The organism is Tenacibaculum litoreum, assembly GCF_964513915.1.
GTDB classification, from domain to species: domain Bacteria; phylum Bacteroidota; class Bacteroidia; order Flavobacteriales; family Flavobacteriaceae; genus Polaribacter; species Polaribacter litoreum.
The window spans coordinates 662,804-687,500 of sequence record NZ_CAZEQS010000003.1; the positions used below are offsets into that span (position 1 = coordinate 662,804).

Below are 24,697 nucleotides of genomic sequence, written 5' to 3' on the forward strand. Positions count from 1 at the left end.
TTACAAATATATGCTTTACTTCTTAATTATTTAATGCTTGATTTAAATCGTGAATTACATCTGCTACATTTTCTAACCCTACCGAACATCGTACCAAGCCATCTGTAATTCCTACTTCTAACCGGTCGTCTTCACTTAATTTACTGTGAGTTGTAGAAGCTGGATGTGTTACAATGGTTCTAGTATCTCCTAAATTTGCTGATAATGAGCACATTTTTATATTGTTTAAAAAATTACGTCCAGCTTCTATACCTCCTTTTATTTCAAAAGCAACAATGTTTCCTCCTAATCGCATTTGCTTTTTAGCAATTTCATGCTGTGGATGTGATTTTAAAAATGGATATTTAACTAAATTCACTTTTGGATGCTCTTCTAAAAACTGCGCTACTTTTAGTGCATTCTCGCAATGCTTCTCAACACGTATTGATAAAGTTTCTAAGCTCTTAGACAACACCCAAGCATTAAATGGAGACATTGCAGGACCTGTGTTTCTTGAAAACAGATAAATTTCTCTTATCAAGTCCTCTTTCCCTACCGCTACTCCTCCTAAAACGCGACCTTGGCCATCTATTAGCTTTGTTGCTGAGTGAATTACCAAATCTGCTCCAAATTTAATTGGATTCTGTAAATATGGGGTAGCAAAACAATTATCTATCACCAATAGTAAATTATGCTTCTTTGCTATGTTTCCTAACAACTCTAAATCTAAAATATCAACTGCTGGGTTGGTTGGTGTTTCAGCATATAATATTTTGGTATTTGACTGAATTAGGCTTTCAATTTTATCTACTTCTGTAATTTTAAAGTAGCTCGTTTTTATATTCCACTTTGGTAGATACTTCGTAAATAAACTATGAGTTGATCCAAAAACAGAACGACATGAAACTATATGATCTCCCGCATTTAACAAAGCTCCAAAAGTTGAAAACACCGCTGCCATACCTGTTGCAAAAGCATACCCTGCTTCTGCTCCTTCCATTGTTACTATTTTATTGACAAATTCTGTGGTATTCGGATTTGAAAATCTACTGTATAAATTCTTCTCCTTTTCTTCCGCAAAAGATGCTCGCATATCTTCAGCATCATCAAACACAAAACTTGATGTTAAGTACAATGGTGTTGAATGTTCTGAAAATTGTGAACGTTCTGTTTGCGTTCGTATGGCTTGTGTTTCAAAATTTTTGCTCATGTTATTTTTTTAGATGTTTGACCGCTTCGTTCTAGATAAAAGAATCAAGATTTTTGAGTCTTAGTTCTTGTATCTTTTTGCTCTGCTCTATTTTCTTTGTTCGCTTTTCTAGTTATTGTTCTTTGCTAATCGTAAAATATCTCCAAATACCCCTCTTGCAGTAACTTTTGATCCTGCTCCTGCTCCTTGAATCACAATAGGTTGTTCTCCGTAAGATTCTGTATAAATTTCAAAAATAGCATCAGAACCTTTTAAACTTCCTAAAGGCGAACTCTCTGGTACAGATACTAACTTTACATCCAATTCTCCTTTCGATTGTTGTAAATCACCATGCAAATCACCAATATATCTTAGTACGTGTTTCTCTTCTTGTGCTTCTTTTTGCTGTTGAAATGTAGTGTCTAGTTTTTCTAAGTTTCCTAAAAACTCATCAGAAGATATTTCTCTAAACTCCTCTGGAATCAAGTTTTCTATCTGAATATCTTCAAATTCATTTTCTAAATCCAACTCACGTGCTAAAATCAATAGTTTTCTGGCAACATCATTTCCACATAAATCTTCACGAGGATCTGGTTCTGTAAACCCACTGTTAATTGCTTCTTGCAACACCGTTGAAAATGCTACATCTTCCGCAGAAAACTTATTAAACAAATAACTTAAGGATCCTGAAAAAACTCCTCTAATTCTTGTGATATTCTCTCCTGAATCGTGTAATAATTTAATCGTGTCAATCAATGGCAATCCTGCTCCTACGTTAGTTTCATACAAATAACTCTTCTTATTTTTATCTAAGGTTTTGCGCAGTTCTTTGTAAAAGTCATACGAAACTGTATTGGCTATTTTGTTAGAAGAGACTAAGTCAAACCCAGCATCGACCAACGGAATGTAATTCTCTATAAAATCTAAGCTAGCTGTATTGTCTACTGCTATTAAATTTTCTAAATGATGTTCTTTTGCATAGTCAATTACACTATCAACTGTATGCTTATCTTCTACTGCTTTTTCAAGCTCATTCGACCAATTAGTTCCAACTCCATTTTTTTCTAAAAACACTTTTTTTGAATTAGCAATCGCAAAAATGTTTAATTGAATTTTGCGTCTTTCTAAAATTGATTTTGTGTTTTCTAAAACCTGCTCTATTAACGTTCCTCCTACCAAACCTTTACCAAAAACAGCGATATTAATCTTTTTAGCGACTCCAAATACTTGACCATGAATTACATTCAACGCCTTGTGTAGTTGCTCTTTCTTCACTACCAAGCTCACGTTTTTACCTGTAATGGTATTGTTAAACAATAATGGAACTATTTGGTTCTTAATTAAAGCATTGTATGGGTGATGAAACTCACTTAAATCTTGGCCTATAATTGAAATTACCGATACTTCTTCTTGAATCGAAATCTGATTGACATCATTCGTTTGTATATCATTTTCAAACTCTTGTTCTAAGGCTTTTACAGCTGCAGTAGCATTCGATTTATCAACCACCAAACCAATTCCTCTTTCAGAAGAACCTTGTGAAATGATACTTACACTAATTCCGTGATTGCTCAATGCTTTAAAGATACGTGCATCCACTCCTACTTTACCTAACAAGCCTCTTCCTTCAAAATTGATTAAAGCAACCTTGTCTAAAACCGATAAGGATTTGATTCCTTTTAAAGTTGATTTTGCTGTAATCAACGTACCATTATCATTAGGATTGAACGTATTTAAAATTCGAAGATTGATGTTCTTCTCTAATAATGGAATAATGGTTTTAGCATGTAAGATATTCGCTCCGAAATTTGCCAATTCATTTGCCTCTGAAAATGACAATTCCTCTATTTTCTTCGCGTCTGCTACCAAATCAGGATTGGCAGTGAAGATTCCATCTACATGCGTGTAGTTTTGCAACTCTTCAGCATCTAAATAGTTCGCTAACAACGAGGCTGTGTAATTACTTCCGTTTCTACCTAAAGTAGTAGTTTCATTTTTTAAATTCGATGCTATAAATCCAGCTACCACATTCACAGTTGTTCCGTTGTATTGTCTAAAGTGATTTAATACATTTTCTTTAGATACCTCAACTATTGACTGTCCTTTTCCCGCTGTTTCATCCGTTTTTAACAACGCTCTTGAATCCGTAGCTAGTGCATTGATTCCTTTTTGTTGTAATAAATCGGTCACCGTTTTTATAGACAATAACTCTCCTTGTGCTAGTATTTCATCCTTTATCTTTTGACTATAGTCACCTAACAAACTCACTCCTTCAAACAACTTTTCTAAGCGATTAAATTCTGTAGAAAAATCTACCAACGGAGTTAATTTTGTTTGTTCATATCGAAACGCTTCTAATTGTTCTTTAAAAGCTTCATTCTTAGTAGCCCTTTCTAAAAGATCTTCCAACTCATCTGTAGCATTTCCTCTTGCAGATACTACCACTGCTATCTTTTCTCCTTCATTAATTTTCTGTTCTATGATAGATACTACATTTTGTATCCCTTCATTCGACAAAGATTTTCCGCCAAACTTTAAAATTTTCATTCTTTTATTTGTTGATTTTTGATTGAATATCGGTTCAATAATTTTTTCTAATTGCTTGTATTCTATTAAGAAAGCATCATGCCCATGATCTGAATTAATTTCATTATAGGTTACATTCGCATGAGCAGATGCCAGTTGTTTGTGTGTTTCTCTGTTTTCTTCCGCAGTAAAAAACAAATCAGAATCTACGCCAACAATATGGATGTCTGCTTCGATGGTTTCCAATACATCCAGTCCTTCTCTTCCTTTTGTTACATCAATAGTTTTTAATAACTGATTCATCAATTTGTAAGAAGCTAATTGGTAGCGTTCTTGTAACTTTTTTCCATGATGTAACAACCAGCTTTCTACATTGAAAAGCGTGGATTCTTCATTTTTTGAACGCTGAAAACGTTTTTTAAACGACTCTGGTGTTCTATAACACAACATTGCGTGCATACGTGCATCGTGTACAGGATTGCTAGAATTGATTAAAAATTGCTCTTGTATTTGACAATTCGCTATTAACCAATCGGTCGATTTCCAATCGGTTGCCACAGGAATTAAATGCTCGGTAATTTTCGGATTCAACACAGCCATTTCCCATGCTATTCCACCACCTAAAGATCCTCCTATCAACGCAAATAATTGTGTTATGTTGAGTTGTTCTAGCCCTTGTAGAAAAATGTTTGCAATATCACGTGCTACGAAACTTTTGTAATCATCTATTAAGAAATTATCATAACCATTTCCAGGAATGTTAAAGCACAAAATGGTATATTCTTTAGTGTCTATAACCTTGTTATCTCCTACCAAATCTTGCCACCAACCTTGGCTTCCTGCAACATTGCTATTTCCTGTAAGTGCATGATTAATAAGCACCACAGGAGCGGTACCCAATGCTTTTCCGAAAACTTGGTAACTCAACGGAATTGTATCGAATTGTGTACCGCTTATTGTGGTATAACTAAGAATATGTATATGCTGTAAATCACTTTTCATTACCGATATTGTTTAATGTTATCCTGAAGTAAATTCAGAACTGGTAGCTTGTTTTATTATGCTAGTACTTCTTTAGAAATTTTAGCAAATGCTTCTTGTAAATCGGTTTTTAAATCTTCAATATTTTCCAAACCAACTGATAAACGAATTAAGTCTTTCGTTACCCCCGTACTTTCTTGAGCTTCATCACTCAATTGTTGGTGTGTAGTACTCGCTGGATGAATAATTAAAGATTTGGTATCTCCAATATTGGCTAATAATGAAAAGAGTTTTGTGTTGTCTGCAATAGTTTTAGCTGCTTCATAGCCTCCTTTTACTCCAAAAGTTACCAATCCGCTTTGACCTTTTGGTAAGTATTCATCAGCTAAAGTTTTGTATGTATTTCCTTCTAAACCTGGATAATTTACCCAAGCAACTTCATCTTGCTTTTGCAACCACTTTGCTAGTTTCAATGCATTTTCACTATGCTTTTGAATTCGTACTTCTAAGGTTTCTAATCCTTGAATAATGTTAAAAGCATTTGTTGGACTTAAAGCACCACCAAAGTCACGCAATCCTTCTAAAATCAGTTTAAACGTATACGATGCTACTCCTAAAGCTTCATGGTATACCAATCCGTGATATCCTGCTGAAGGCTCTGTAAATTCAGGAAACTTCCCATTTGCCCAGTTAAAGGTTCCTGCATCAATAATGGCTCCTCCCAATGAATTTCCTTGTCCACCAATGTACTTTGTTAACGAGTGAATTACAATATTAGCTCCATGTTCTATCGGGTTTAATAATGCTGGTGTCGCCACTGTATTATCTACAATAAAAGGCACTTCTGCTTTTTTAGCATGTGCAGATATGGCTTTTAAATCCAATACATCTAACTTTGGATTCCCTAAAGATTCTACAAAGAAAGCTCTAGTATTCTCTTGTACAGCTTCTGCAAAACTATCTGGATTAGATGCATCTACAAACGTAGTCGTAATTCCTAGTCTTGGTAAAGTAACGTTTAACAAATTGTAGGTTCCTCCGTACAAACTACTCGAAGCTACGATATGATCTCCTGCTTTTAGTAAGGTTAATAAACCTGTTGAAATTGCTGCTGTACCCGAAGCAAACACTACAGCTCCAATACCACCTTCTAAAGCAGCTAAGCGATCTTGCAAAATTTGATTGGTGGGATTATTTAATCGGGTGTAAATAAATCCTAGTTCTTTTAACGAAAATAAATTTGCTGCATGTTCTGCATCGTTAAAAACATACGACGTAGTTTGATAAATTGGAACTGCTCTTGTTCCTCCATTTTGTTTTACATCATGTCCTGCGTGCAACGCGTTTGTTGCGAATTTTTGTGTACTCATTTTTCTTGTTTTTGAGTTAATAAAAAATTAAACCAAAAGCCAAAACACATCTACTTTTAGATGTTGCTTACTAGAAAAATGTTATTAAGAAATTATAAGAAGATTCTTGTAGATATTAAAGAAACTTCTTTGGGTTATCTATCCACGAGTTTTTACACTCTGGTAGAATTTAGCACCTTCTTTGTTTGCACAAAGGGTTGCTAAGGTTTCATAGGGTCTAATCCCTCCACCTTTCTTGATAACATCGTCAATAAGTGTTTGAACTTTTACGAGCACAAATATTCAATTATAAAAATGGATTTTCCAAATTTATTTTGATTTTTATTTAAAAAAGAGTTTTGAATTATTTTCAACACAAAGAATCAAGTCACTAAAAACCAACACATAATATAAATCAACTTAAACTAAAGGTTTATATTTGTTTTTATCTTAAGAACTACAAGATAACATAGAGCATCCTACTTTATTTCGAGCCCATTCTGGTCGTTTTACAAACCATTTTTCGTGTTTTGGTTGTTCATCGTAGGGATTTTTGAGCAGTAAATATAACTCATTTAACAATACAAAATCATTTTTATTTGCATCATCAATGGCTAATTGTGCCATATAGTTTCTGAGTACATATTTCGGATTTACAGCATTCATTTTGTCCTTTCTCTCTTCTTCCAAAACAGTTTCGTTTTGTAATCTTTCCAAATAATTTTGAAACCAGTTTTCCCAAGATTTTTTTATTTCATCTACAACTTCTGAAGGCGCATAAAATGCTTTTTCTATTTTTTTGATTGCCTCCTCTTTGGTATCATTTTTTGAAATACTTGACAACAATCGGAAAAAAATGGTCATATCTGTTTCTGTTCTTTGAAGTACTTCCTCAAGGTCTGAAATTAATGTTCCATCTGATTCTTGTGAAGAAAAAAGCCCCAATTTTTCTCGCATCATTTGCATATATTTTTCAGGAAATTTTTCTTGATAATTTTCCAAAACAGCTTCTAAAGGTTCTGCTTCTTCAATTAAAGGATATAAAGCATTTGCTAGCTGGTATAAATTCCATAAAACAACCTCTGGCTGCGAACCATATCGGTAACGTTTATGAGTATTATCCGTTGTATTTGGTGTCCACCCATGGTCATAACCTTCTAACCATCCGTAAGGACCATAATCTATAGTTAAACCAAGAACCGACATATTATCGGTGTTCATTACTCCATGTACAAAACCAACACGTTGCCAATGAATTACCATTTCTAAACTACGCTCTGCCACCTCTTTAAAAAAGGAAACATACGTTTCTTTTGAAGGTTCACCTAAATGAGGATAATGATGCTTAATTGTATAATCAACTAGTGTTTTCAATGTTTTTATATCTCCCCTAGCTGGAAATATTTGATAACTACCAAAACGTAAAAAAGATTCAGCAGTTCTACATACAATTGCTCCTTTTTCATACGCTGGATTTCCATCGTACATTACATCTCTTAATACTTCATCTCCCGACAATGATAATGACAAAGCTCTTGTTGTAGGCACACCCAAATGATACATGGCTTCACTACACAAATACTCACGAATAGATGAACGTAATACAGCTAATCCATCTGCAGTACGTGAATACGGTGTTTCTCCAGCACCTTTTAATTGTAGTGCCCAGTTTTTATTATTATGAACTGTTTCAAACAAATTAATGGCTCTACCATCTCCTAATTGTCCTGCCCAATGTCCAAACTGATGTCCGCCATAACACATTGCATACGGTTGTGTATTCGGATATACTTTATTACCTGTAAAAACATTCTTAAATTCTTCTGAAGCTATTTCTTCTTTTGAAAGTCCTAATTCTTTTGCCATTTCTTCTGAAACATGCAAAATTTTTGGATTAGATGTTTTTTTAGGAACCACATACGAAAAACAAGCTTCTGTTACCTGTCTTCTAGTATTCTCTTGAATTGGATCTGCCGGTAATTCGTTTGTAAAGGTATTTTGTATATTGAATTTCAACACTTTTATTATTCTTTTAATTTACTTGCGTACAGTTTTTTCAATTTTGCCAATTTAGGCGAAATAACTACTACACAATACATTTTATCTTTATTATTTTCATAAAAATTTTGATGACTAACTTCAGCTTTATGAAATGTAGTTGCTGGACTTATTTCTGTTACAATAGTTTTTTCATAGTAAGGTGTTAACTCTTCAACTATTTTTTCTGCAATTATTTGTTGTTCTTCATTATGATAGAAAATAACAGAACGATACTGTGTTCCTACATCTGCTCCTTGTCTATTTAAAGTTGTTGGGTCGTGACTTGTCATGAACATAACCAACAACTCTTCGTAACTTATTATTTCAGGATTAAATTTTGCTTGTACTACTTCTGCATGACCTGTTAAACCTGAACAAATCTCTCTATAAGTTGGTGTTCCAGGTACGGTTCCTCCCATATAACCTGATACAACTTCTTCTACTCCTTTTATCTGATTTAAAACAGCTTCTACACACCAAAAGCAACCGCCACCAACAGTTATTACTTCTAATTTATCTTTTGTCATTTCTCTCCTTTCTTTATTCAGTATCTAAAATCATTGAAGCCGAGTTAATGCAATAACGTAGTCCACTAGGTTCTGGTCCATCAGGGAATACATGTCCTAAATGAGCGTCGCAAGTATTACACATAACTTCTACGCGAACCATACCAAAGGTAGTATCCTTTTCATATTGAATAGCATTTTCTTTTATAGGCTGTGTAAAACTAGGCCAACCAGTACCTGAACTAAATTTAATCGTTGAATCGAACAAAGGTGTACCACAACATACACATTTATATTTTCCAGCATCATACACACTACACAATGCTCCTGAATTTGGTCTTTCTGTTCCTTTCTGTCTGGTAACTTTAAATTGTTCAGGTGTTAAAAGTTTTTGCCACTCTTCTGCTGTTTTCTCTACTCTTTTATCGGGTGTTGGATTACCATTTACCGCAAAATTGATTACATCTTTCCAAGTTAAAATTTTGTCATTCATCTCACACGTTCGTTTTTATGTAACTTATTAGTAGTTTCTTTTCTATCTTACTTACAAAACTACAATTCATTATCAACTATACTCATTTTAATTTTTACTATTTATAAAAGATATTTTCATCCTTTTTTTATCTAACTGATTTTTATCATGTTTTATCCTAGCATTTATCTAGAAATTTGGGACAATGTTAATTTAAATGAATCATGAAAAAATCAAAAATTATAATAGCATTACTCTTTTTTGCTACAACTACAATTTTTGCACAATTAAAAATTGATGCTGAACTTCGTCCACGTGCTGAATATAGACATGGATTTAAAACTTTATTTCCTAATAACACTAACCCAGCCCTTTTTGTTTCGCAAAGAACCCGATTGAACACTTCCTATAAGACTGAAAAATTAAACTTTTATGTTAGCTTTCAAGATATAAGAGTTTGGGGAGATGTTCCGCAACTTAATAATGCTGACAACAGTGGTTTAAGTGTTCATCAAGCATGGGGAGAAATATTTTTAGATTCTAATTTTTCTGTAAAATTAGGGCGTCAAGAAGTTATATACGATGATAGCAGGATTTTTGGTAATGTAGATTGGGCTCAACAAGCTCGTAGTCACGATATGGCTATGCTTAAATATCAAAAAGATGATTTTAAATTTGATATTGGTTTGGCTTTTAATCAATCAAAAGAAAACCTAACAGGAACAAACTTAACTACCCCTAATACGTATAAAGCAATGCAATATGCGTGGTTGCATAAAGATTGGAATGACTTTTCTGGTAGTTTCTTATTTTTAAATAATGGAATGCAATCTCCAAATGGGCTTACATACAGTCAAACTGTAGGAACTCATTTAACTGCCAAAAAGGATAAATTTAATATTACTGCTAATTTATATTATCAATTCGGTAATGATGCTTTGGATAGAGAGTTAAGTGCTTATTTACTTGGTTTAGAGGCTATGTTTAAAGCTTCAGAAAAAACAAAAGTTGGTTTAGGTGTTGAGTTACAAAGTGGTAATGACTACAATACTCCTGCTGATGAAAACAATGCTTTTACTCCTTTCTATGGAACTAACCATAAATTCAACGGTTTTATGGATTATTTCTATGTGGGTAATCACATAAACAGTGTTGGCTTACTAGATTTATATGCGAAAGCTAATTTTAAATTGAACTCTAAATCTGGTTTAACAGCTTTTGTTCATAATTTTTCAGCTGCGGCAGATATTAATGATACTGTTTCTAATCAATTAGGAACTGAAGTGGATCTTGTATACGGATATAAGTTTACAAAAGACATCAGTTTTAAAGCTGGGTACTCTCATTTATTTCCTTCTGAAGGAATGGAAATTTTAAAAGGTAATGCAGATAACAACACAAATAATTGGGCATGGGTTATGGTAACTATAAAGCCTACTTTATTTACATCTAAAAAATAAAAATCATGGTAATATCAAATAACAAAACAGTAGCTGATTATGTAACTGAAAACATAAAAACAGCGCATGTATTTAAAAAATACGGAATTGACTTTTGCTGTGGAGGTGGTATAACAATTGAAAAAGCTTGTGCTAAAAACAACGTAGATCAAGCAACTCTTGAAAAAGAATTGGCTGAAGTGGATGTGGTTAAAGATGTTATTGAAGATTATGACAAATGGGAATTGGATTTTTTAATGATTTATATTGAAAATGTACATCATACCTATGTAAGAGAAAGCCTACCTATCATTTCTCAGTATGCTAATAAAGTTGCTAAAGTACATGGACACTATTATGCTGAAGTCGTAGAAATAAACCAGTTATTTCATGAAGTTGCTAATGAGCTTATATCACATATGCAAAAAGAAGAACAGGTACTATTTCCTTTCATAAAACAATTAGTACAGGCAGAAAAAGAAGGAATAAAAAATACAACACCTCCTTTTGGAACTGTAAACAACCCTATACGAATGATGGAGCATGAACATGAAAGTGCTGGGAATATTTTTAAGGAAATATCAAGATTATCTAATAATTATACTCCTCCAGAAGGAGCCTGCAATACTTTTAGAGCTTTGTATGCTAAGTTAGAGGAGTTTGAACAAGATTTACATAAACACATTCATCTCGAAAATAATATTTTGCATCCAAAAGCAATTATTCTAGAAAAGAAAATATCCTAATCAATAAAAAAGGAGTAGTTAATTAACTACTCCTTTTTTATTTTATAACTTGATAAATCTATTAAAGGCTTCTCGTTCTAGTTCTTCTCTAAAATTAGGATGTGCAATAGAGATTAAGGCTTTTGCTCGTTCTTTCAAACTTTTTCCAAACAAATTAACTACTCCATACTCGGTTGCTACGTAATGTACATGTGCTCTTGTAGTTGTAACCCCTGCTCCTTCTTTTAAAAACGGAGTAATTTTAGAAACTCCTTTAGCTGTTATCGAAGGCATTGCAATAATAGCTTTTCCTCCTTTTGATAAAGATGCTCCTCTAATAAAATCCATTTGCCCTCCTACTCCTGAATATTGATATTTCCCGATAGTATCAGCACAAACCTGTCCCGTTAAGTCGATTTCAATAGCGCTATTTATGGCAGTTACTTTTGGATTGAGTTTGATAATAGATGTGTCGTTCGTATACCCTGCTTCTTTAAAATGCACTAACGGATTATCATCTATAAAATCATACAACTTTTGAGAACCAACAGCAAAACAAGTAACAATTTTACCTGTTTTTATTTCTTTTTCTTCACCGGTAATCACGCCTTTTTCTATTAAAGGCAATACACCGTCTGAAAACATTTCTGTATGTATTCCTAAACGTTGATGATTTGTTAAGTTATGTAACACAGCATTAGGAATATTTCCAATTCCCATTTGTAAAGTCGCTCCATCTTCAATCAATCCTGCTACGTTTTCCCCTATTCTCGTTTCTATTTCCGAAGGGGTTCCTGTAATAGATTCATGAATTGGTGAGTTGACTTTTACAGCATAATCGATGTTGCTTATATGAATAATACCATCTCCATGAGTTCTTGGAACGTTAGGATTAACTTGAGCTATTACTGTTTTAGCGGTTTGAATAGCTGGTAATGTAATATCTATTGAAGTTCCTAAAGAACAGTACCCATGTTTATCAGGTGGTGAAACCTGAATAAATGCTACATCTAATGGATAAATATTACGACGGAATAACCAATGTATTTCACTTAAAAAAATAGGAATGTAGTCTCCGTTATTCATATTTACTCCTTTTCTTACGTTATCCCCAACAAAACAGCTTATCAGTTTGAACGATTCGCTGTAAGGCTCTTCTAAATACTTAGCTTTACCATGGGTGTGAATTTGAATAATCTCCACATCGGTTAAATCTTGATAACGTTCACACAAAGTATCTATCAATAAATTAGGAGTCATTGCAGCTCCTTGGAAAAATATTTTATTATTTGATTTTACAATAGCTACTGCTTCTTCAGCAGTTACAATCTTTAAATTTTCTGACATCTTACTCATTATTTTATCTATACAAAAATCACAAGAAAGTACTGTTTAATTAATGATAAAAGTCATGAGATTAGACTAATTTACAAACCTGATTAGTAGCATTATCAACATTAAAAAAACCACCTCTATTTTCCTTTCTTTCTATGGATTGATTAATAATTAAATATGCTACATTAATCATATTTCTTAACTCACACAAAGCAGTCGTTACTTTAGATTCTTTATATAACTTCTCTACTTTATTATAAAGTATTTCAAGTTTGTTTTTTGCTATGATTAACCGTGAATTACTTCTAACAATTCCTGCGTAATCTCGCATTAAAGCTTGTAACTCTTTTAAGCAGTTATCAATTACTTCAGTCTCTTTATTTATCAGCACTCCCTCATCATTCCATTCTGGTATCTCAACAGGTAAGTAAGGTGAATTATTCTCTGATAAAAATTTAAAAATATTATGAGCATACACCAATGCTTCTAACAAAGAATTAGAAGCTAATCTATTAGCTCCATGTAACCCTGTTCTTGAGGTTTCTCCACAACAAAATAAATTTTGAACGGTTGTTTTTCCATATGTATCAACCACAATACCTCCACATAAATAATGTGAAGCAGGTACTACCGGTATCCAATCTTTTGCGACATCAATACTTAAACTCTTACATTTTTCATAAATAGTTGGAAAATGTTTTTGAAAAGCTATCATATCTAGATGCGTACAATCTAAAAACACACAAGAGTCTCCTGATTTCTTCAGCTCTTTGTCTATAGATTGAGAAACGATATCTCTTGATGCCAATTCTGCTCTAGTATCATAGTCTAGCATAAAGCGATACCCCTTTTTATCTCTTAAATAGGCTCCAAAACCTCTAACTGCTTCTGATATTAAAAAAGAAGCCCCACCTTTATTATGATATAGTACTGTTGGATGAAATTGAACAAACTCCATATCTTTTATTAGCGCTTTAGCTCTGTATGCCATTGCTATACCATCTCCAGTGGCAATTATAGGGTTTGTGGTATGTCCGTACACTTTTCCTATTCCTCCAGAAGCAAGAATCGTATTATTCGCTCTAACCGTAAGAATTGTTCCTGTTTTCTCATCTAATACGTAAGCACCATAACATCTTGTTTCCTTCATTTCAATTGACGTTACCTGGTGTTCGGTAATCAAATCGATAGAAAAATGATGCGGCAAGAGTTTTGTATTTTTTAATTGGTGAATACGTTGTAATAAAGCTCTTTCAATTTCATATCCTGTAATATCTTTATGGTGTACCACACGATATTCTGAATGACCTCCTTCTTTACCTAAATCAAAACTACCTGTTGTATTTGTATCAAAATTAGCTCCCCAAGTAATCAGTTCATTAAACCGTTTCGGTCCTTCATTAACAACCATTTTAACAATAGCTTCATCACACAAACCATCACCAGCTATTAGTGTATCTTGAATATGTTTTTGAAATGAATCTTCTTCTTTATTTAAAACAACTGCAACACCTCCTTGTGCATACTTGGTATTTGATTCATCTTCATCTCCCTTAGTTATGATGGTTACTGTTTTATTAGGAAATTTTTCTCCCATCTTAACCGCAAAAGTAAGTCCTGCCACACCAGACCCTATCACTAAATAATCGGTTGTTATCATTTATTTTGAAAGTTCTAACATACGTTGAATTGGTACTAATGCCTTTTCTCTAATATTTTTTGGCACCTCAATTTTGGGGCTTTCATTTAACAAACAATCGTATAACTTTTGCATGGTATTCACTTTCATGTAAGCACATTCACTACACGCACACGTATTGTCTTCTTTAGCTGGAGCAGGAATTAATTCTGTGTTTGGAACTTCTTGCTGCATTTTATGTAAAATTCCTGCTTCTGTTGCTACGATAAACTTTTGATCGGAATGTTCTTTTACATACTTAATCATTCCAGCAGTAGAACCAATATACGTTGCTGTTTTTAAAATATGTTCTTCAGATTCAGGATGTGCTATTATTTTATAATCAGGATATTTTTTATGTAATTCTATTAGCTTATCTATAGAAAAAGCTTCATGTACCACACAGCTTCCATCCCACAGTAACATATCTCTTCCTGTTTGTTTGATAATATACTTTCCTAGATTTCTATCAGGAGCAAAAATAATTGGAGTTTCTTTAGGTATAGATGCTACTATTTTTAATGCATTTGAAGAAGTACATACAATATCTGTTAATGCTTTAACTTCTGCACTACAATTTACATAAGTCACTACTTTATGATTCGGATGTTTTTTTATAAACTTTTCAAACTCTCTAGGTGGACATGATTCTGCCAAAGAACAACCAGCATTTAAATCAGGTAAAACAACAGTTTTTGTTGGATTCAAAATCTTAGCTGTTTCTGCCATAAAGTGTACTCCTGCAAATACAATTAAGTCTGCATCTGTTTCAGCTGCTTTTTGCGACAACCCTAAACTATCACCTACATAATCTGCTACATCTTGTATTGCTGTTTCTTGATAATAATGAGCTAGTATAACTGCATTTTTTTTCGCCTTTAAACGCGTAATCTTTTCTTTTAATGTCATATGTATTAATAATTCTTGATGCGAAAGTAGTAGGTCAGTAAAATTTAAAACATGATATTAATCATGCTTTCCAACACTAGGTATTCTTACTTATAATCAATCCAATGAGTATTTCTTTAGCTGTTTGTCTAAATACTTCCAGCAGTTAGTGTTGATCGTGTCATACATTTCAATAAGTTCAAAACCGTGTTCTGTTAATGTTGTACCACCTCCTCCTGAACCTCCAGATATTCTTACGACCACAGGTTTATCTGCTTTTTTATTAACAGAATCAATTAAGTTCCATGCTTTCTTATAAGATATACCTAGTTCTCTTGCCGATTTTGATAATGATTTTGTTTCTTTGATAGATTTCAATAATCTAACTCTTCCTTCACCCAAAAAAGTAGTATTATCTACTTCTATCCATATCCTACTTTTAATTTTATACACCATAAATTTCACTTCAACTAGATTGCAAAATTAAAAGCTAACTCACTTACAGGTTATGAGGCTAATCATAAACAATAAGTTATTTAAAATAATTATAAATTACGTTCTTTCATTATTTAAAAAAAAGACATCAAAGTCTTTAATCACTTCACTTTCAGCGCTATTCGTTATTACTTTAAAAATATAACGTATTGAAAAACTACAAGTTATGATAAATATCATTTTTTCCGTATCCATATATTTATTAATTTGTTAAGGAAATTAACAACTATTTTATGCCTATAAAAAGTTATTTAGCCCATCCACACGATGGCAAAAAAGAAGAACTTATCAAAGCTTTATCATCATTAAATGAATGTGAAGTAATACCTGCTGAAAATAAAGATGTTTTAGTAGTAGTTACCGAAACAGAAACCAAAGCAGAAGAAGAGATTTTAAAACAAAAATTAGAAACCATTAGCAGTTTAAAATTATTAGCAATGGTATCAGGATTTAATACACCCATAAAGAATTAGCCCATGTACACTTCAACAACAAACAGACGAAGTTTTATAAAAAAGATGGCAGTATTATCTGCCATGACAGCTGCAGCTACTATGTTTCCAGGAATTATGTTTGCTGGCGAACAAGAAGAACAATTACCTAAAGGAGGAAATTTAGATTGGAAAAAAGCACCTTGCCGATTTTGTGGTGTAGGGTGTGGCGTAATGGTAGGTGTTGAAAACGGTAAAGCTGTTGCTGTAAAAGGTGATCCTAAATCTCCAGTTAATAAAGGTCTATGCTGTGTAAAGGGATACCATTCAGTAATGGCAATGTACGGTAAAGACCGTTTGACAAAACCTCTAGTTAAAAAGAATGGTAGATATGTAGAAACCTCAATGAAAGAAGCTTTAGATTTAATTGCTTCAAAAATGAAAGAAACCATTAAAGATTATGGTAAAGATGCTGTATCTATTTATGGTTCAGGTCAGTGGACCATTCCTGACGGATATGTAGCTTCAAAACTTTTCAAAGGATGTATAGGAACTAATAATGTTGAGGCCAATGCACGTTTATGTATGGCGAGTGCTGTTACTGGTTTTTTAACTTCTTTCGGAATTGATGAACCAATGGGGTGCTATGAAGATATTGATCATGCTGATGTTTTTGTTTTATGGGGAAATAATATGGCAGAAATGCATCCTGTATTATTTTCAAGATTACTAGATCAACGTTTAAAAAGAGGTGTAAAAATTATCGACTTTGCAACTCGTACAACTCGTACCAGTATGGCGGCAGATAAATCTATTCTGTTTTTACCTCAAACTGATTTAGCAGTTGCCAACGCTATTTGTTATGAAATTATAAACAATGGTTGGGTAAATACATCTTTCGTTGAAAAGCACTGTAATTTTAATAAGGGCTTAACTAATATGGGCTATGGTTTAGAGGATAACTATAAGTTCAAAGACAAACCAGAAAAAATTAGTTTTAAAGAATACAAAAAGTTTTTAGAAGACTATACTCCCGAAAAAGTAGAGAAAATATCAGGAGTATCTGCTAAAGACATTAAATATATGGCTGCCTATTACGGTGATCCTAACAAAAAGGTAATGTCGCTTTGGTGTATGGGACCTAACCAACACAGTAGAGGTACTTGGATGAATAACTTAATTTATAATATTCATTTACTCACAGGAAAAATTTCTACTCCAGGTAATAGTCCTTTTTCATTAACAGGACAACCATCTGCTTGTGGTACTGTTAGAGAAGTTGGAACCTTAACCCATAAACTGCCTCATGGTGTGGTAATGAACAAAAAACACCGTGAATTTGCCGCTAAAATTTGGGACGTTCCAGTAGAAAATATTGACCCAAAACCAACCTATCATACTGTAGAAATGTTTAGAGCCCTGGACAGAGGAGATATTCGTTTCATGTGGATTCAGGTAACCAACCCAATGGTTACCATGCCTAAGTTAAAACGTTATAGAGATGGTGCTGAAAAAGAAGGTCGCTTCATTGTGGTATCTGACATATACCCTACACCAACCACAGATATTGCCGATGTAATTTTACCATCTGCCATGTGGGTAGAACGTGAAGGTATGTATGGTAATTCTGAACGTAGAACACAATACTTTGAGCAAATGGTACAACCTCCAGGAGAAGCCATGAGTGATACTTGGCAATTAGTGGAGGTTGCAAAAAGGTTAGGATACGAAAAACAATTCTATTATAAAGAAGATTCTCATATCGAAGAAATTTATGCTGAATATCGTAAACACCACGATAATAAAAAGCATAACATGGCTCCTTTAGAAGTTTTAAGAGAAAACCCAGGAATGCAATGGCCTTATGTTGAAGGAAAACCGACTAAATGGCGTTTCAATGCTAAATATGACCCTGCTTGTAGCAATGGAGAAGATTTTCATTTTTACGGAAAACCAGATGGTAAAGCGGTCATTTGGCAACGTCCTTACGAACCCGCTGCTGAGGAACCAGATGCTGAATATCCATACTGGTTAAACACAGGTCGTGTTGTTGAACATTGGCATACAGGTTCTATGACAAGACGTATTCCTGTATTACATAGAGCAATGCCACATTCATATGTTGAATTAAATCCAGACGATGCTAAGCGGATGCAAATTAAAACAGGAGATATGGTAAAGCTAACCACTCGTCGTGGACAAATAAAGTTACCAGCTTCTGTTAATGAGCGCGGTGTACCTGCACCTATGCAAGTGTTTGTTCCTTTCTTTGATGAAAACATGTTAATTAACGAAATAACACTAGATTCTTTTTGTCCAATATCAAAAGAGCCAGATTATAAAAAATGTGCCGTTAACGTAGAAAAAGCTTAATATTATGAAAAAACGTTTAGGTATCATATCGCTTTTTATTATTCTATTCATCGCCTTTATTACTGTGTGGAATTATAGTTATTATCAAGGTCAAGAAGAGGCTTATATACCCATTGAAAACAACCAACCAACACCTATAATTCCTTCTGAAGCTGGAGTTTTTGAAAGATCAAAATATGCTTTAGATTATACGAAAATGCCAGTTGACGAAATACATCAACGAACTATGAAGAACTATTATGATAATAGAGCTTTTCATGGAGCACCTCCTAGTATACCTCATGAAGTAAGTAGTGGCGAACGTAGCATGGGAGAAAATAATTGTTTGAAGTGTCATGAAAATGGTGGGTATGTAGAAAAGTTCAAAGCATATACGCCTGTTACTCCTCATCCAGAAAAAATTAACTGTCGTCAGTGTCATGTTCCTCAAAAAACACAATCACTGTTTAAGGAAACAAACTTTAAAAGAGGAACTATTCCTGTAGTGGGTACAAATAATGCTTTAGCAGGAAGTCCTCCTGTAATTCCGCATCAATTACAACTAAGAGAAAACTGTTTGGCTTGTCATGCAGGACCAAGTGCTCCTAAAGAGATTAGAGTTACACATCCTGAAAGAGTAAATTGTAGACAATGCCATGTTCCTAATAATAAAGTAACTGAAGATATTGGTAATTTTATCAGAAAAATTGAAAACTAAATGAGAAATCATACGTATATAAAGTTAGTTTGTTATGCTGTTTTGTTCGTGATTATAACTGTTTCTTGTAAACATAAAGAACATGAATACCATAGTATTACAGATAAAATAGAAGCTGAAAGTAAAAACTATAAAGGTGTTTCTATCTCTTCTAAAAAGTATTTAGAAGGAATGGAAATGATGGAAGTGACAGAAAATGAAATCACATTTTTAATTCCTACTAGAAAAGATAAAATCAAATCGTACAAATGTACTGAGTGCCACACACAACCTTTAGCTAAAATGCAAACTAAAGATATCAAAAAGGCTCATTGGAATGTTAAATTAGAACATGCTTCATTAAATACCATGAACTGTATTACCTGTCATGATGGTAATAATATGGATAATTTAAAAAGCATAACAGGGCATTCAATAGATTTAAATACGAGTTACAAGCTATGCAGCCAATGTCATCAAAAACAATACAAAGATTGGACAGGTGGTGCGCATGGAAAGCGAATTGAAAGTTGGGTGTCTCCTAGAGCTTCTATGACCTGTGTTAACTGTCATAATCCACATTCTCCTAGTTTCGATACCAAATGGCCCGCACGATTTAATACTCAAAAAATAAAAGAACGTAAATAAATTTAGGCATGAGCAACAATAACAAAAAATGGTTTACGCTAAACCTAAATAGTAGGCATAAACAGCAAAATAGTTCTTGTGGTTGTGGAAAAACATCCGAAGGATGCAATTCACATGCTACAAACGATGAGTTAAGTGAAAAAGCTTTTTTTGAAAAAGCAGTAAATGCTTCAATAGGAGAAGAAAGACACAAAGACGGTTTCGATCAAGTCTTTGATGTAAAAATGGATCGTAGATCTGCATTTAAAAAACTAACCGCTAGTTTATTAATTGGAGCTGGAGCAATGTCTTCTTGTACCAGTATTACTTCTAGTGACGAATCTAAAGAAAAAGCGCAGATAGACTGGGAAGAACAATTTAAAGGAAACTACAAATTAATGACGGATGAGGAAAAAGAAGCTACTGTAAATAGATTGGTTCGTTCCTATCAGTTGCGTACAGGAAAAACAATTAATATGTCTTCGAAAAATGCTGAAGAAGATGTATTGTTTGGTTATGCTTTTAATATCTCAAAGTGTCAGGGATATATGGATTGCGTGAGTGCCTGTGTTGAAGAAAACAACCAAGACAGAAATTCACAAATGCAGTACATTCGAATTCATGAGATGAAAGATGGTAAAGGGTTTAATTTTAATGAGGCTGATGATAATTATTATCACGAAGTACCTGCGGAAGGACATTTTTATATGGGAACCCAATGCTTTCATTGCGATAACCCTCCCTGCGTAGAAGTTTGTCCTGTACAAGCTACTTGGCGAGAAAAAGACGGATTAGTAGTTGTTGACTACGATTGGTGTGTAGGTTGTCGTTATTGTATGGCTGCATGCCCTTACGATGGTCGTCGATTCAACTGGAGTAAACCAGAAGTACCTGAAGAGGAAATTAACCATAATCAACATTATTTAGGAAATCGAATGCGAAAAAAGGGAGTCATGGAAAAGTGTACTTTTTGTGTTCAACGCTCTAGAGCAGGTAAAAACCCTGCATGTGTGGAAGCTTGCCCTACTGGAGCTCGTATTTTCGGAAACTTGCTCGACCCTAATAGTACCATTCGATGGGTATTAGAAAACAAAAAAGTATTCAGATTAAAAGAAGATTTAGGCACCGAACCAAAGTTTTGGTACTTCATGGATTAAAAAATATACAATGAGAAGACTTAAAGTTTTTACAAGTTTAGTTAAAGACAGTTTAGATATTATTACTAAAGGTTCAAAAAAATATCACCTTTGGATGGCTTTTTTAACCCTAGTCATCCTCATAGGAATGTACTGCTATTCAATTCAGTTAGAACATGGATTAAGCGTTACAGGAATGACGGATAGAGTAAGCTGGGGATTATATATATCTAACTTCACCTTTTTAGTGGGAGTTGCAGCCGCTGCCGTTATGTTAGTAATGCCTACCTATGTATTAAAAGATATTGACTTTAAACAAGCCGTTTTAATTGGTGAAGGTTTAGCAGTTGCAGCACTGATTATGTGTTTAGCTTTTGTTGTTGCCGATATGGGAGGGCCCTCTGTATTATGGCACATGATTCCCGGTTTTGGTGTTTTTAACTTTCCTAATTCTATGCTTACCTGGGATGTAATTGTATTAAACGGATACTTGTTTCTAAACATCACCATTCCGTTTTATATCTTATTCAGACATTATCAAGGAAAAGAAGCAAAGGCTAGTGTGTATGTACCAGGAGCTATATTGTCTGTTTTTTGGGCGGTAGGTATTCACTTAGTTACAGCATTTCTTTATCAAGGTTTACAAGCACGTCCTTTTTGGAACAATGCTTTATTGGGACCTCGGTTTTTAGCCTCTGCATTCGCAGCTGGTCCAGCTTTAATTATTTTAGTTTTAGCAATCATTAGAACCTTTACAGCATTTAAAATTGAAGATAAGACTATTAAGAAAATAGCAATGGTAGTTACTGTCGCCGCTCAAATAAATATTATAATGCTAGTCTCTGAATTGTTTAAGGAATTTTACGCTCCAACACACCATAGTGAGAGTGCTTATTATTTATTCTTCGGTTTAGACGGAAAAACAGCTTTATTACCTTGGATATGGACTGCTATATCTCTAAATGTTTTAGCAACAGTTATTTTAACATTCCATAAGCTTCGTAACAACTTAAAAGTTTTATACTTTGCTTGTTTCATATTATTTATAGCAATATGGATTGAAAAAGGCTTCGGGTTAATAGTTCCTGGTTTTATACCTGGTCCTTATGGTAAAATTGCTGAATATACCCCTACAGGTATAGAAATAGGAGTTACTTTAGGTATTTGGGCTTTAGGAGCGCTTATTTTCACCATTTTAGCTAAAACAGCTATTGGTATCGAAACAGGTAAATTGAAATATAAAAAATAAAATCATTTCAGATATAATAGAAAAAGACTAGCATAAAGTATGCTAGTCTTTTTTATTTACAGTTATATATGCCATCAATAAATCTACCTTTAAATAAGATTACTAGGTATATAAAAGTTTTAAAACAAAATATATAAAATGCTAATAAGATTTCTTCTCCTCCTATTAAAACTAGCTTTATAATAATATTTTAGATTATAAATCGATAACACCTCTTTTATTTACTTCTTTCATTCAATGTACAAATCTTCTTTACCCTAAAACTTCTTAAATTATTTAGTTATTTAAGACTCATACAACAACTATTAAAAGATATAAATCATGTTACCCTATAAAGAGTTTTAAAATAGTTTATTCCTCTTTTATTTACTTTCTTAAGGCTTTATAGAATATAATCTACCTCCTCTGTAAGAATTTAGGAGGTTAAAAAATTAGGTATAAAAAAAACCTCAATCTAATAAAAGATTGAGGTTTAAAAGAAAGGCAACGACCTACTCTCCCACCAGTGGCAGTACCATCGGCGCTAATGGGCTTAACTTCTCTGTTCGGAATGGTAAGAGGTGAGCCCCATTGCGATAATCACCTTAAATCGTTTCAGTATATTTCAACTGTATAAGTTAACATATTAGTAAAATCATATCATAAATTATCAAAGAGTTTGCTCCCGGCCACTAGGACCGGGATACGTACATAAGCCTATGGGTTATTAGTACTACTCAGCTACATACATTACTGCACTTACACTTATAGCCTATCAACGTGGTGATCTTCCACGACCCTTTAAAGAAATCTCATCTTGTGGTGGGTTTCGCGCTTATATGCTTTCAGCGCTTATCCCTTCCCGACGTAGCTACTCTGCAGTGCCCCTGGCGAGACAACAGATACACTAGAGGTCAGTCCAACTCGGTCCTCTCGTACTAAAGTCAGATCCACTCAAATTTCTAACGCCCACAGCAGATAGAGACCGAACTGTCTCACGACGTTCTGAACCCAGCTCGCGTGCCACTTTAATGGGCGAACAGCCCAACCCTTGGGACCTTCTCCAGCCCCAGGATGTGACGAGCCGACATCGAGGTGCCAAACCCCCCCGTCGATGTGAGCTCTTGGGGGAGATCAGCCTGTTATCCCCGGAGTACCTTTTATCCTTTGAGCGATGGCCCTTCCATGCGGAACCACCGGATCACTATGCTCTACTTTCGTACCTGATCGACCTGTATGTCTCTCAGTCAAGCTCCCTTATGCCATTGCACTCTACGCACGGTTACCAAGCGTGCTGAGGGAACCTTTAGAAGCCTCCGTTACTCTTTTGGAGGCGACCACCCCAGTCAAACTACCCACCACGCACTGTTCTCATTGCTGAGTTAGGCTCTAGATAAGCAAAGGGTGGTATTTCAAGGATGACTCCACAACGCCTAGCGACGCTGCTTCAAAGTCTCCCACCTATCCTACACATTACTTATCCAAAGTCAATACGAAGCTATAGTAAAGGTTCACGGGGTCTTTTCGTCCCGCTGCGGGTAATCGGCATCTTCACCGATACTACAATTTCACCGAGCTCATGGCTGAGACAGTATCCAGATCGTTGCACCATTCGTGCAGGTCGGAACTTACCCGACAAGGAATTTCGCTACCTTAGGACCGTTATAGTTACGGCCGCCGTTTACTGGGGCTTCATTTGATTGCTTCGCCGAAGCTAACAACTCCACTTAACCTTCCAGCACCGGGCAGGTGTCAGGCCTTATACATCATCTTTCAATTTAGCAAAGCCCTGTGTTTTTGATAAACAGTCGCCTGGATCTTTTCACTGCGGCCCTACCGGAGTAGGGCGACTCTTCTCCCGAAGTTACGAGTCTATTTTGCCTAGTTCCTTAGCCATGAATCTCTCGAGCACCTTAGAATTCTCATCCCAACTACCTGTGTCGGTTTACGGTACGGGTTCTTATAATCTGAAGCTTAGAGGTTTTTCTTGGAAGTTTTTAGGCACACTATCCACGCATCCGAAGACTTGTGGTACTATCACACTTCAGCTAAACCGGCGGATTTGCCTACCAGTCTAATACCTAAATGTTTCAACGAACTATTCCGTCAGTTCGCGGTGCTTTCACTACTCCGTCACCCCATCGCAATTATAAGAAGTACAGGAATATTAACCTGTTGTCCATCGACTACTCCCTTCGGATTCGCCTTAGGTCCCGACTAACCCTCAGCTGATTAGCATCGCTGAGGAAACCTTAGTCTTTCGGTGAGGGGGTTTCTCGCCCCCTTTATCGTTACTTATGCCTACATTTTCTTTTCTATACGTTCCAGCATGCCTCACAGCACACCTTCAGCACATATAGAATGCTCCCCTACCACTTTAATAAGTCCATAGCTTCGGTAATATGTTTATGCCCGATTATTATCCATGCTCGACCGCTCGACTAGTGAGCTGTTACGCACTCTTTAAATGAATGGCTGCTTCCAAGCCAACATCCTAGCTGTCTGGGCAGTCAAACCTCGTTTTTTCAACTTAACATATATTTGGGGACCTTAGCTGATGGTCTGGGTTCTTTCCCTCTCGGACATGGACCTTAGCACCCATGCCCTCACTGCTGAGAAACATT

The 24,697-nt window shown here is 34.7% G+C and carries 18 protein-coding genes, 2 rRNA genes and 1 riboswitch (1 of these 21 only partly in view); of the genes, 8 read left to right on the plus strand and 12 right to left on the minus strand.

Going from position 1 to position 24,697, the window contains the following annotated elements:
- Nucleotides 1-22: 22 nt before the first annotated feature.
- The 6 genes from ACKTTR_RS09185 to msrB form a co-directional block, all read right to left on the minus strand.
- Nucleotides 23-1,189: an O-succinylhomoserine sulfhydrylase gene (locus tag ACKTTR_RS09185; RefSeq protein ID WP_408027561.1), complete on the minus strand. Its 1,167-nt coding sequence runs from the start codon at nt 1,187-1,189 to the stop codon at nt 23-25.
- Between the two features lie 108 nt (nt 1,190-1,297).
- On the minus strand, nt 1,298-4,696 hold the full coding sequence (gene thrA, locus ACKTTR_RS09190) for a bifunctional aspartate kinase/homoserine dehydrogenase I (protein WP_408027562.1): 3,399 nt from the start codon (nt 4,694-4,696) through the stop codon (nt 1,298-1,300).
- Between the two features lie 56 nt (nt 4,697-4,752).
- Nucleotides 4,753-6,045, minus strand: a complete 1,293-nt coding sequence (locus tag ACKTTR_RS09195; RefSeq protein ID WP_408027563.1) for an O-acetylhomoserine aminocarboxypropyltransferase/cysteine synthase family protein — start codon at nt 6,043-6,045, stop codon at nt 4,753-4,755.
- 131 nt (nt 6,046-6,176) lie between these two features.
- Nucleotides 6,177-6,290, minus strand: a riboswitch (SAM riboswitch).
- Between the two features lie 184 nt (nt 6,291-6,474).
- The gene (locus ACKTTR_RS09200; RefSeq protein WP_408027564.1) at nt 6,475-8,040 is read right to left on the minus strand and encodes a protein adenylyltransferase SelO; all 1,566 of its coding nucleotides are present in this window, start codon (nt 8,038-8,040) and stop codon (nt 6,475-6,477) included.
- A gap of 8 nt (nt 8,041-8,048) precedes the next feature.
- Nucleotides 8,049-8,591 carry a peptide-methionine (S)-S-oxide reductase MsrA gene (gene msrA, locus ACKTTR_RS09205; RefSeq protein WP_408027565.1) on the minus strand — a complete coding sequence of 181 codons (543 nt, stop codon included), beginning with the start codon at nt 8,589-8,591 and terminating at the stop codon, nt 8,049-8,051.
- Between the two features lie 13 nt (nt 8,592-8,604).
- Entirely contained in the window at nt 8,605-9,051 is a 447-nt protein-coding gene (gene msrB / locus ACKTTR_RS09210) for a peptide-methionine (R)-S-oxide reductase MsrB (protein ID WP_408028001.1), read from the minus strand.
- Between the two features lie 215 nt (nt 9,052-9,266).
- On the opposite strand from msrB, the gene ACKTTR_RS09215 reads away from it, so the two are divergent.
- Both ACKTTR_RS09215 and ric read left to right on the plus strand, forming a co-directional pair.
- Nucleotides 9,267-10,502 (plus strand): alginate export family protein, encoded by a 1,236-nt coding sequence (locus ACKTTR_RS09215; RefSeq protein WP_408027566.1) that lies wholly within the window; start codon nt 9,267-9,269, stop codon nt 10,500-10,502.
- Nucleotides 10,503-10,507: 5 nt separating this feature from the next.
- Nucleotides 10,508-11,227 (plus strand): iron-sulfur cluster repair di-iron protein, encoded by a 720-nt coding sequence (ric, locus tag ACKTTR_RS09220; protein WP_408027567.1) that lies wholly within the window; start codon nt 10,508-10,510, stop codon nt 11,225-11,227.
- Between the two features lie 42 nt (nt 11,228-11,269).
- Here ric and ACKTTR_RS09225 read toward each other — a convergent pair whose 3' ends face one another.
- The 4 genes from ACKTTR_RS09225 to ACKTTR_RS09240 form a co-directional block, all read right to left on the minus strand.
- On the minus strand, nt 11,270-12,553 hold the full coding sequence (locus ACKTTR_RS09225; RefSeq protein ID WP_408027568.1) for an acetyl-CoA hydrolase/transferase family protein: 1,284 nt from the start codon (nt 12,551-12,553) through the stop codon (nt 11,270-11,272).
- 70 nt (nt 12,554-12,623) lie between these two features.
- Nucleotides 12,624-14,201 (minus strand): L-aspartate oxidase, encoded by a 1,578-nt coding sequence (gene nadB, locus ACKTTR_RS09230; RefSeq protein ID WP_408027569.1) that lies wholly within the window; start codon nt 14,199-14,201, stop codon nt 12,624-12,626.
- Complete coding sequence (nadA, locus tag ACKTTR_RS09235; RefSeq protein ID WP_408027570.1) at nt 14,202-15,128, minus strand: quinolinate synthase NadA; 927 nt, start codon at nt 15,126-15,128, stop codon at nt 14,202-14,204. It abuts the gene before it with no gap.
- Between the two features lie 96 nt (nt 15,129-15,224).
- Entirely contained in the window at nt 15,225-15,563 is a 339-nt protein-coding gene (locus ACKTTR_RS09240; protein WP_408027571.1) for a winged helix-turn-helix domain-containing protein, read from the minus strand.
- A 272-nt stretch (nt 15,564-15,835) separates the two neighbouring features.
- Here ACKTTR_RS09240 and ACKTTR_RS09245 point away from each other — a divergent pair, with 272 nt between their 5' ends.
- Genes ACKTTR_RS09245 through dsrP form a run of 6 tightly spaced genes read left to right on the plus strand, consistent with a single transcriptional unit; the run spans nt 15,836 to nt 22,094 of the window.
- Nucleotides 15,836-16,075, plus strand: a complete 240-nt coding sequence (locus ACKTTR_RS09245) for a hypothetical protein (RefSeq protein WP_408027572.1) — start codon at nt 15,836-15,838, stop codon at nt 16,073-16,075.
- A gap of 45 nt (nt 16,076-16,120) precedes the next feature.
- Nucleotides 16,121-18,406 carry a molybdopterin-dependent oxidoreductase gene (locus ACKTTR_RS09250; RefSeq protein ID WP_408027573.1) on the plus strand — a complete coding sequence of 762 codons (2,286 nt, stop codon included), beginning with the start codon at nt 16,121-16,123 and terminating at the stop codon, nt 18,404-18,406.
- Between the two features lie 4 nt (nt 18,407-18,410).
- Nucleotides 18,411-19,103, plus strand: a complete 693-nt coding sequence (locus ACKTTR_RS09255) for a nitrate reductase cytochrome c-type subunit (protein WP_408027574.1) — start codon at nt 18,411-18,413, stop codon at nt 19,101-19,103.
- On the plus strand, nt 19,104-19,730 hold the full coding sequence (locus tag ACKTTR_RS09260) for a multiheme c-type cytochrome (RefSeq protein WP_408027575.1): 627 nt from the start codon (nt 19,104-19,106) through the stop codon (nt 19,728-19,730). It begins immediately after the preceding gene.
- Between the two features lie 8 nt (nt 19,731-19,738).
- The gene (locus tag ACKTTR_RS09265) at nt 19,739-20,866 is read left to right on the plus strand and encodes a 4Fe-4S dicluster domain-containing protein (RefSeq protein WP_408027576.1); all 1,128 of its coding nucleotides are present in this window, start codon (nt 19,739-19,741) and stop codon (nt 20,864-20,866) included.
- A gap of 10 nt (nt 20,867-20,876) precedes the next feature.
- A complete protein-coding gene (gene dsrP / locus ACKTTR_RS09270) occupies nt 20,877-22,094 on the plus strand; it encodes a sulfate reduction electron transfer complex DsrMKJOP subunit DsrP (protein WP_408027577.1) in 1,218 nt (405 codons plus the stop codon).
- Between the two features lie 478 nt (nt 22,095-22,572).
- On the opposite strand, the gene rrf is transcribed toward dsrP, so the two are convergent.
- A 5S ribosomal RNA gene (gene rrf / locus ACKTTR_RS09275) occupies nt 22,573-22,681 on the minus strand.
- A 99-nt stretch (nt 22,682-22,780) separates the two neighbouring features.
- Nucleotides 22,781-24,697, minus strand: a 23S ribosomal RNA gene (locus ACKTTR_RS09280) (it continues 955 nt past the right edge of the window).

Excerpts from the sequence above, each read along its gene's own strand:
- ACKTTR_RS09185 (WP_408027561.1), bottom strand. The coding sequence starts at position 1,189 with ATGAGCAAAAATTTTGAAACACAAGCCATACGAACGCAAACAGAACGT.
- thrA (WP_408027562.1), bottom strand. The coding sequence starts at position 4,696 with ATGAAAAGTGATTTACAGCATATACATATTCTTAGTTATACCACAATA.
- ACKTTR_RS09195 (WP_408027563.1), bottom strand. The coding sequence starts at position 6,045 with ATGAGTACACAAAAATTCGCAACAAACGCGTTGCACGCAGGACATGAT.
- msrA (WP_408027565.1), bottom strand. The coding sequence starts at position 8,591 with ATGACAAAAGATAAATTAGAAGTAATAACTGTTGGTGGCGGTTGCTTT.
- ACKTTR_RS09215 (WP_408027566.1), top strand. The coding sequence starts at position 9,267 with ATGAAAAAATCAAAAATTATAATAGCATTACTCTTTTTTGCTACAACT.
- ric (WP_408027567.1), top strand. The coding sequence starts at position 10,508 with ATGGTAATATCAAATAACAAAACAGTAGCTGATTATGTAACTGAAAAC.
- ACKTTR_RS09225 (WP_408027568.1), bottom strand. The coding sequence starts at position 12,553 with ATGTCAGAAAATTTAAAGATTGTAACTGCTGAAGAAGCAGTAGCTATT.
- nadB (WP_408027569.1), bottom strand. The coding sequence starts at position 14,201 with ATGATAACAACCGATTATTTAGTGATAGGGTCTGGTGTGGCAGGACTT.
- nadA (WP_408027570.1), bottom strand. The coding sequence starts at position 15,128 with ATGACATTAAAAGAAAAGATTACGCGTTTAAAGGCGAAAAAAAATGCA.
- ACKTTR_RS09240 (WP_408027571.1), bottom strand. The coding sequence starts at position 15,563 with ATGGTGTATAAAATTAAAAGTAGGATATGGATAGAAGTAGATAATACT.
- ACKTTR_RS09245 (WP_408027572.1), top strand. The coding sequence starts at position 15,836 with ATGCCTATAAAAAGTTATTTAGCCCATCCACACGATGGCAAAAAAGAA.
- ACKTTR_RS09250 (WP_408027573.1), top strand. The coding sequence starts at position 16,121 with ATGGCAGTATTATCTGCCATGACAGCTGCAGCTACTATGTTTCCAGGA.
- ACKTTR_RS09255 (WP_408027574.1), top strand. The coding sequence starts at position 18,411 with ATGAAAAAACGTTTAGGTATCATATCGCTTTTTATTATTCTATTCATC.
- ACKTTR_RS09260 (WP_408027575.1), top strand. The coding sequence starts at position 19,104 with ATGAGAAATCATACGTATATAAAGTTAGTTTGTTATGCTGTTTTGTTC.
- ACKTTR_RS09265 (WP_408027576.1), top strand. The coding sequence starts at position 19,739 with ATGAGCAACAATAACAAAAAATGGTTTACGCTAAACCTAAATAGTAGG.
- dsrP (WP_408027577.1), top strand. The coding sequence starts at position 20,877 with ATGAGAAGACTTAAAGTTTTTACAAGTTTAGTTAAAGACAGTTTAGAT.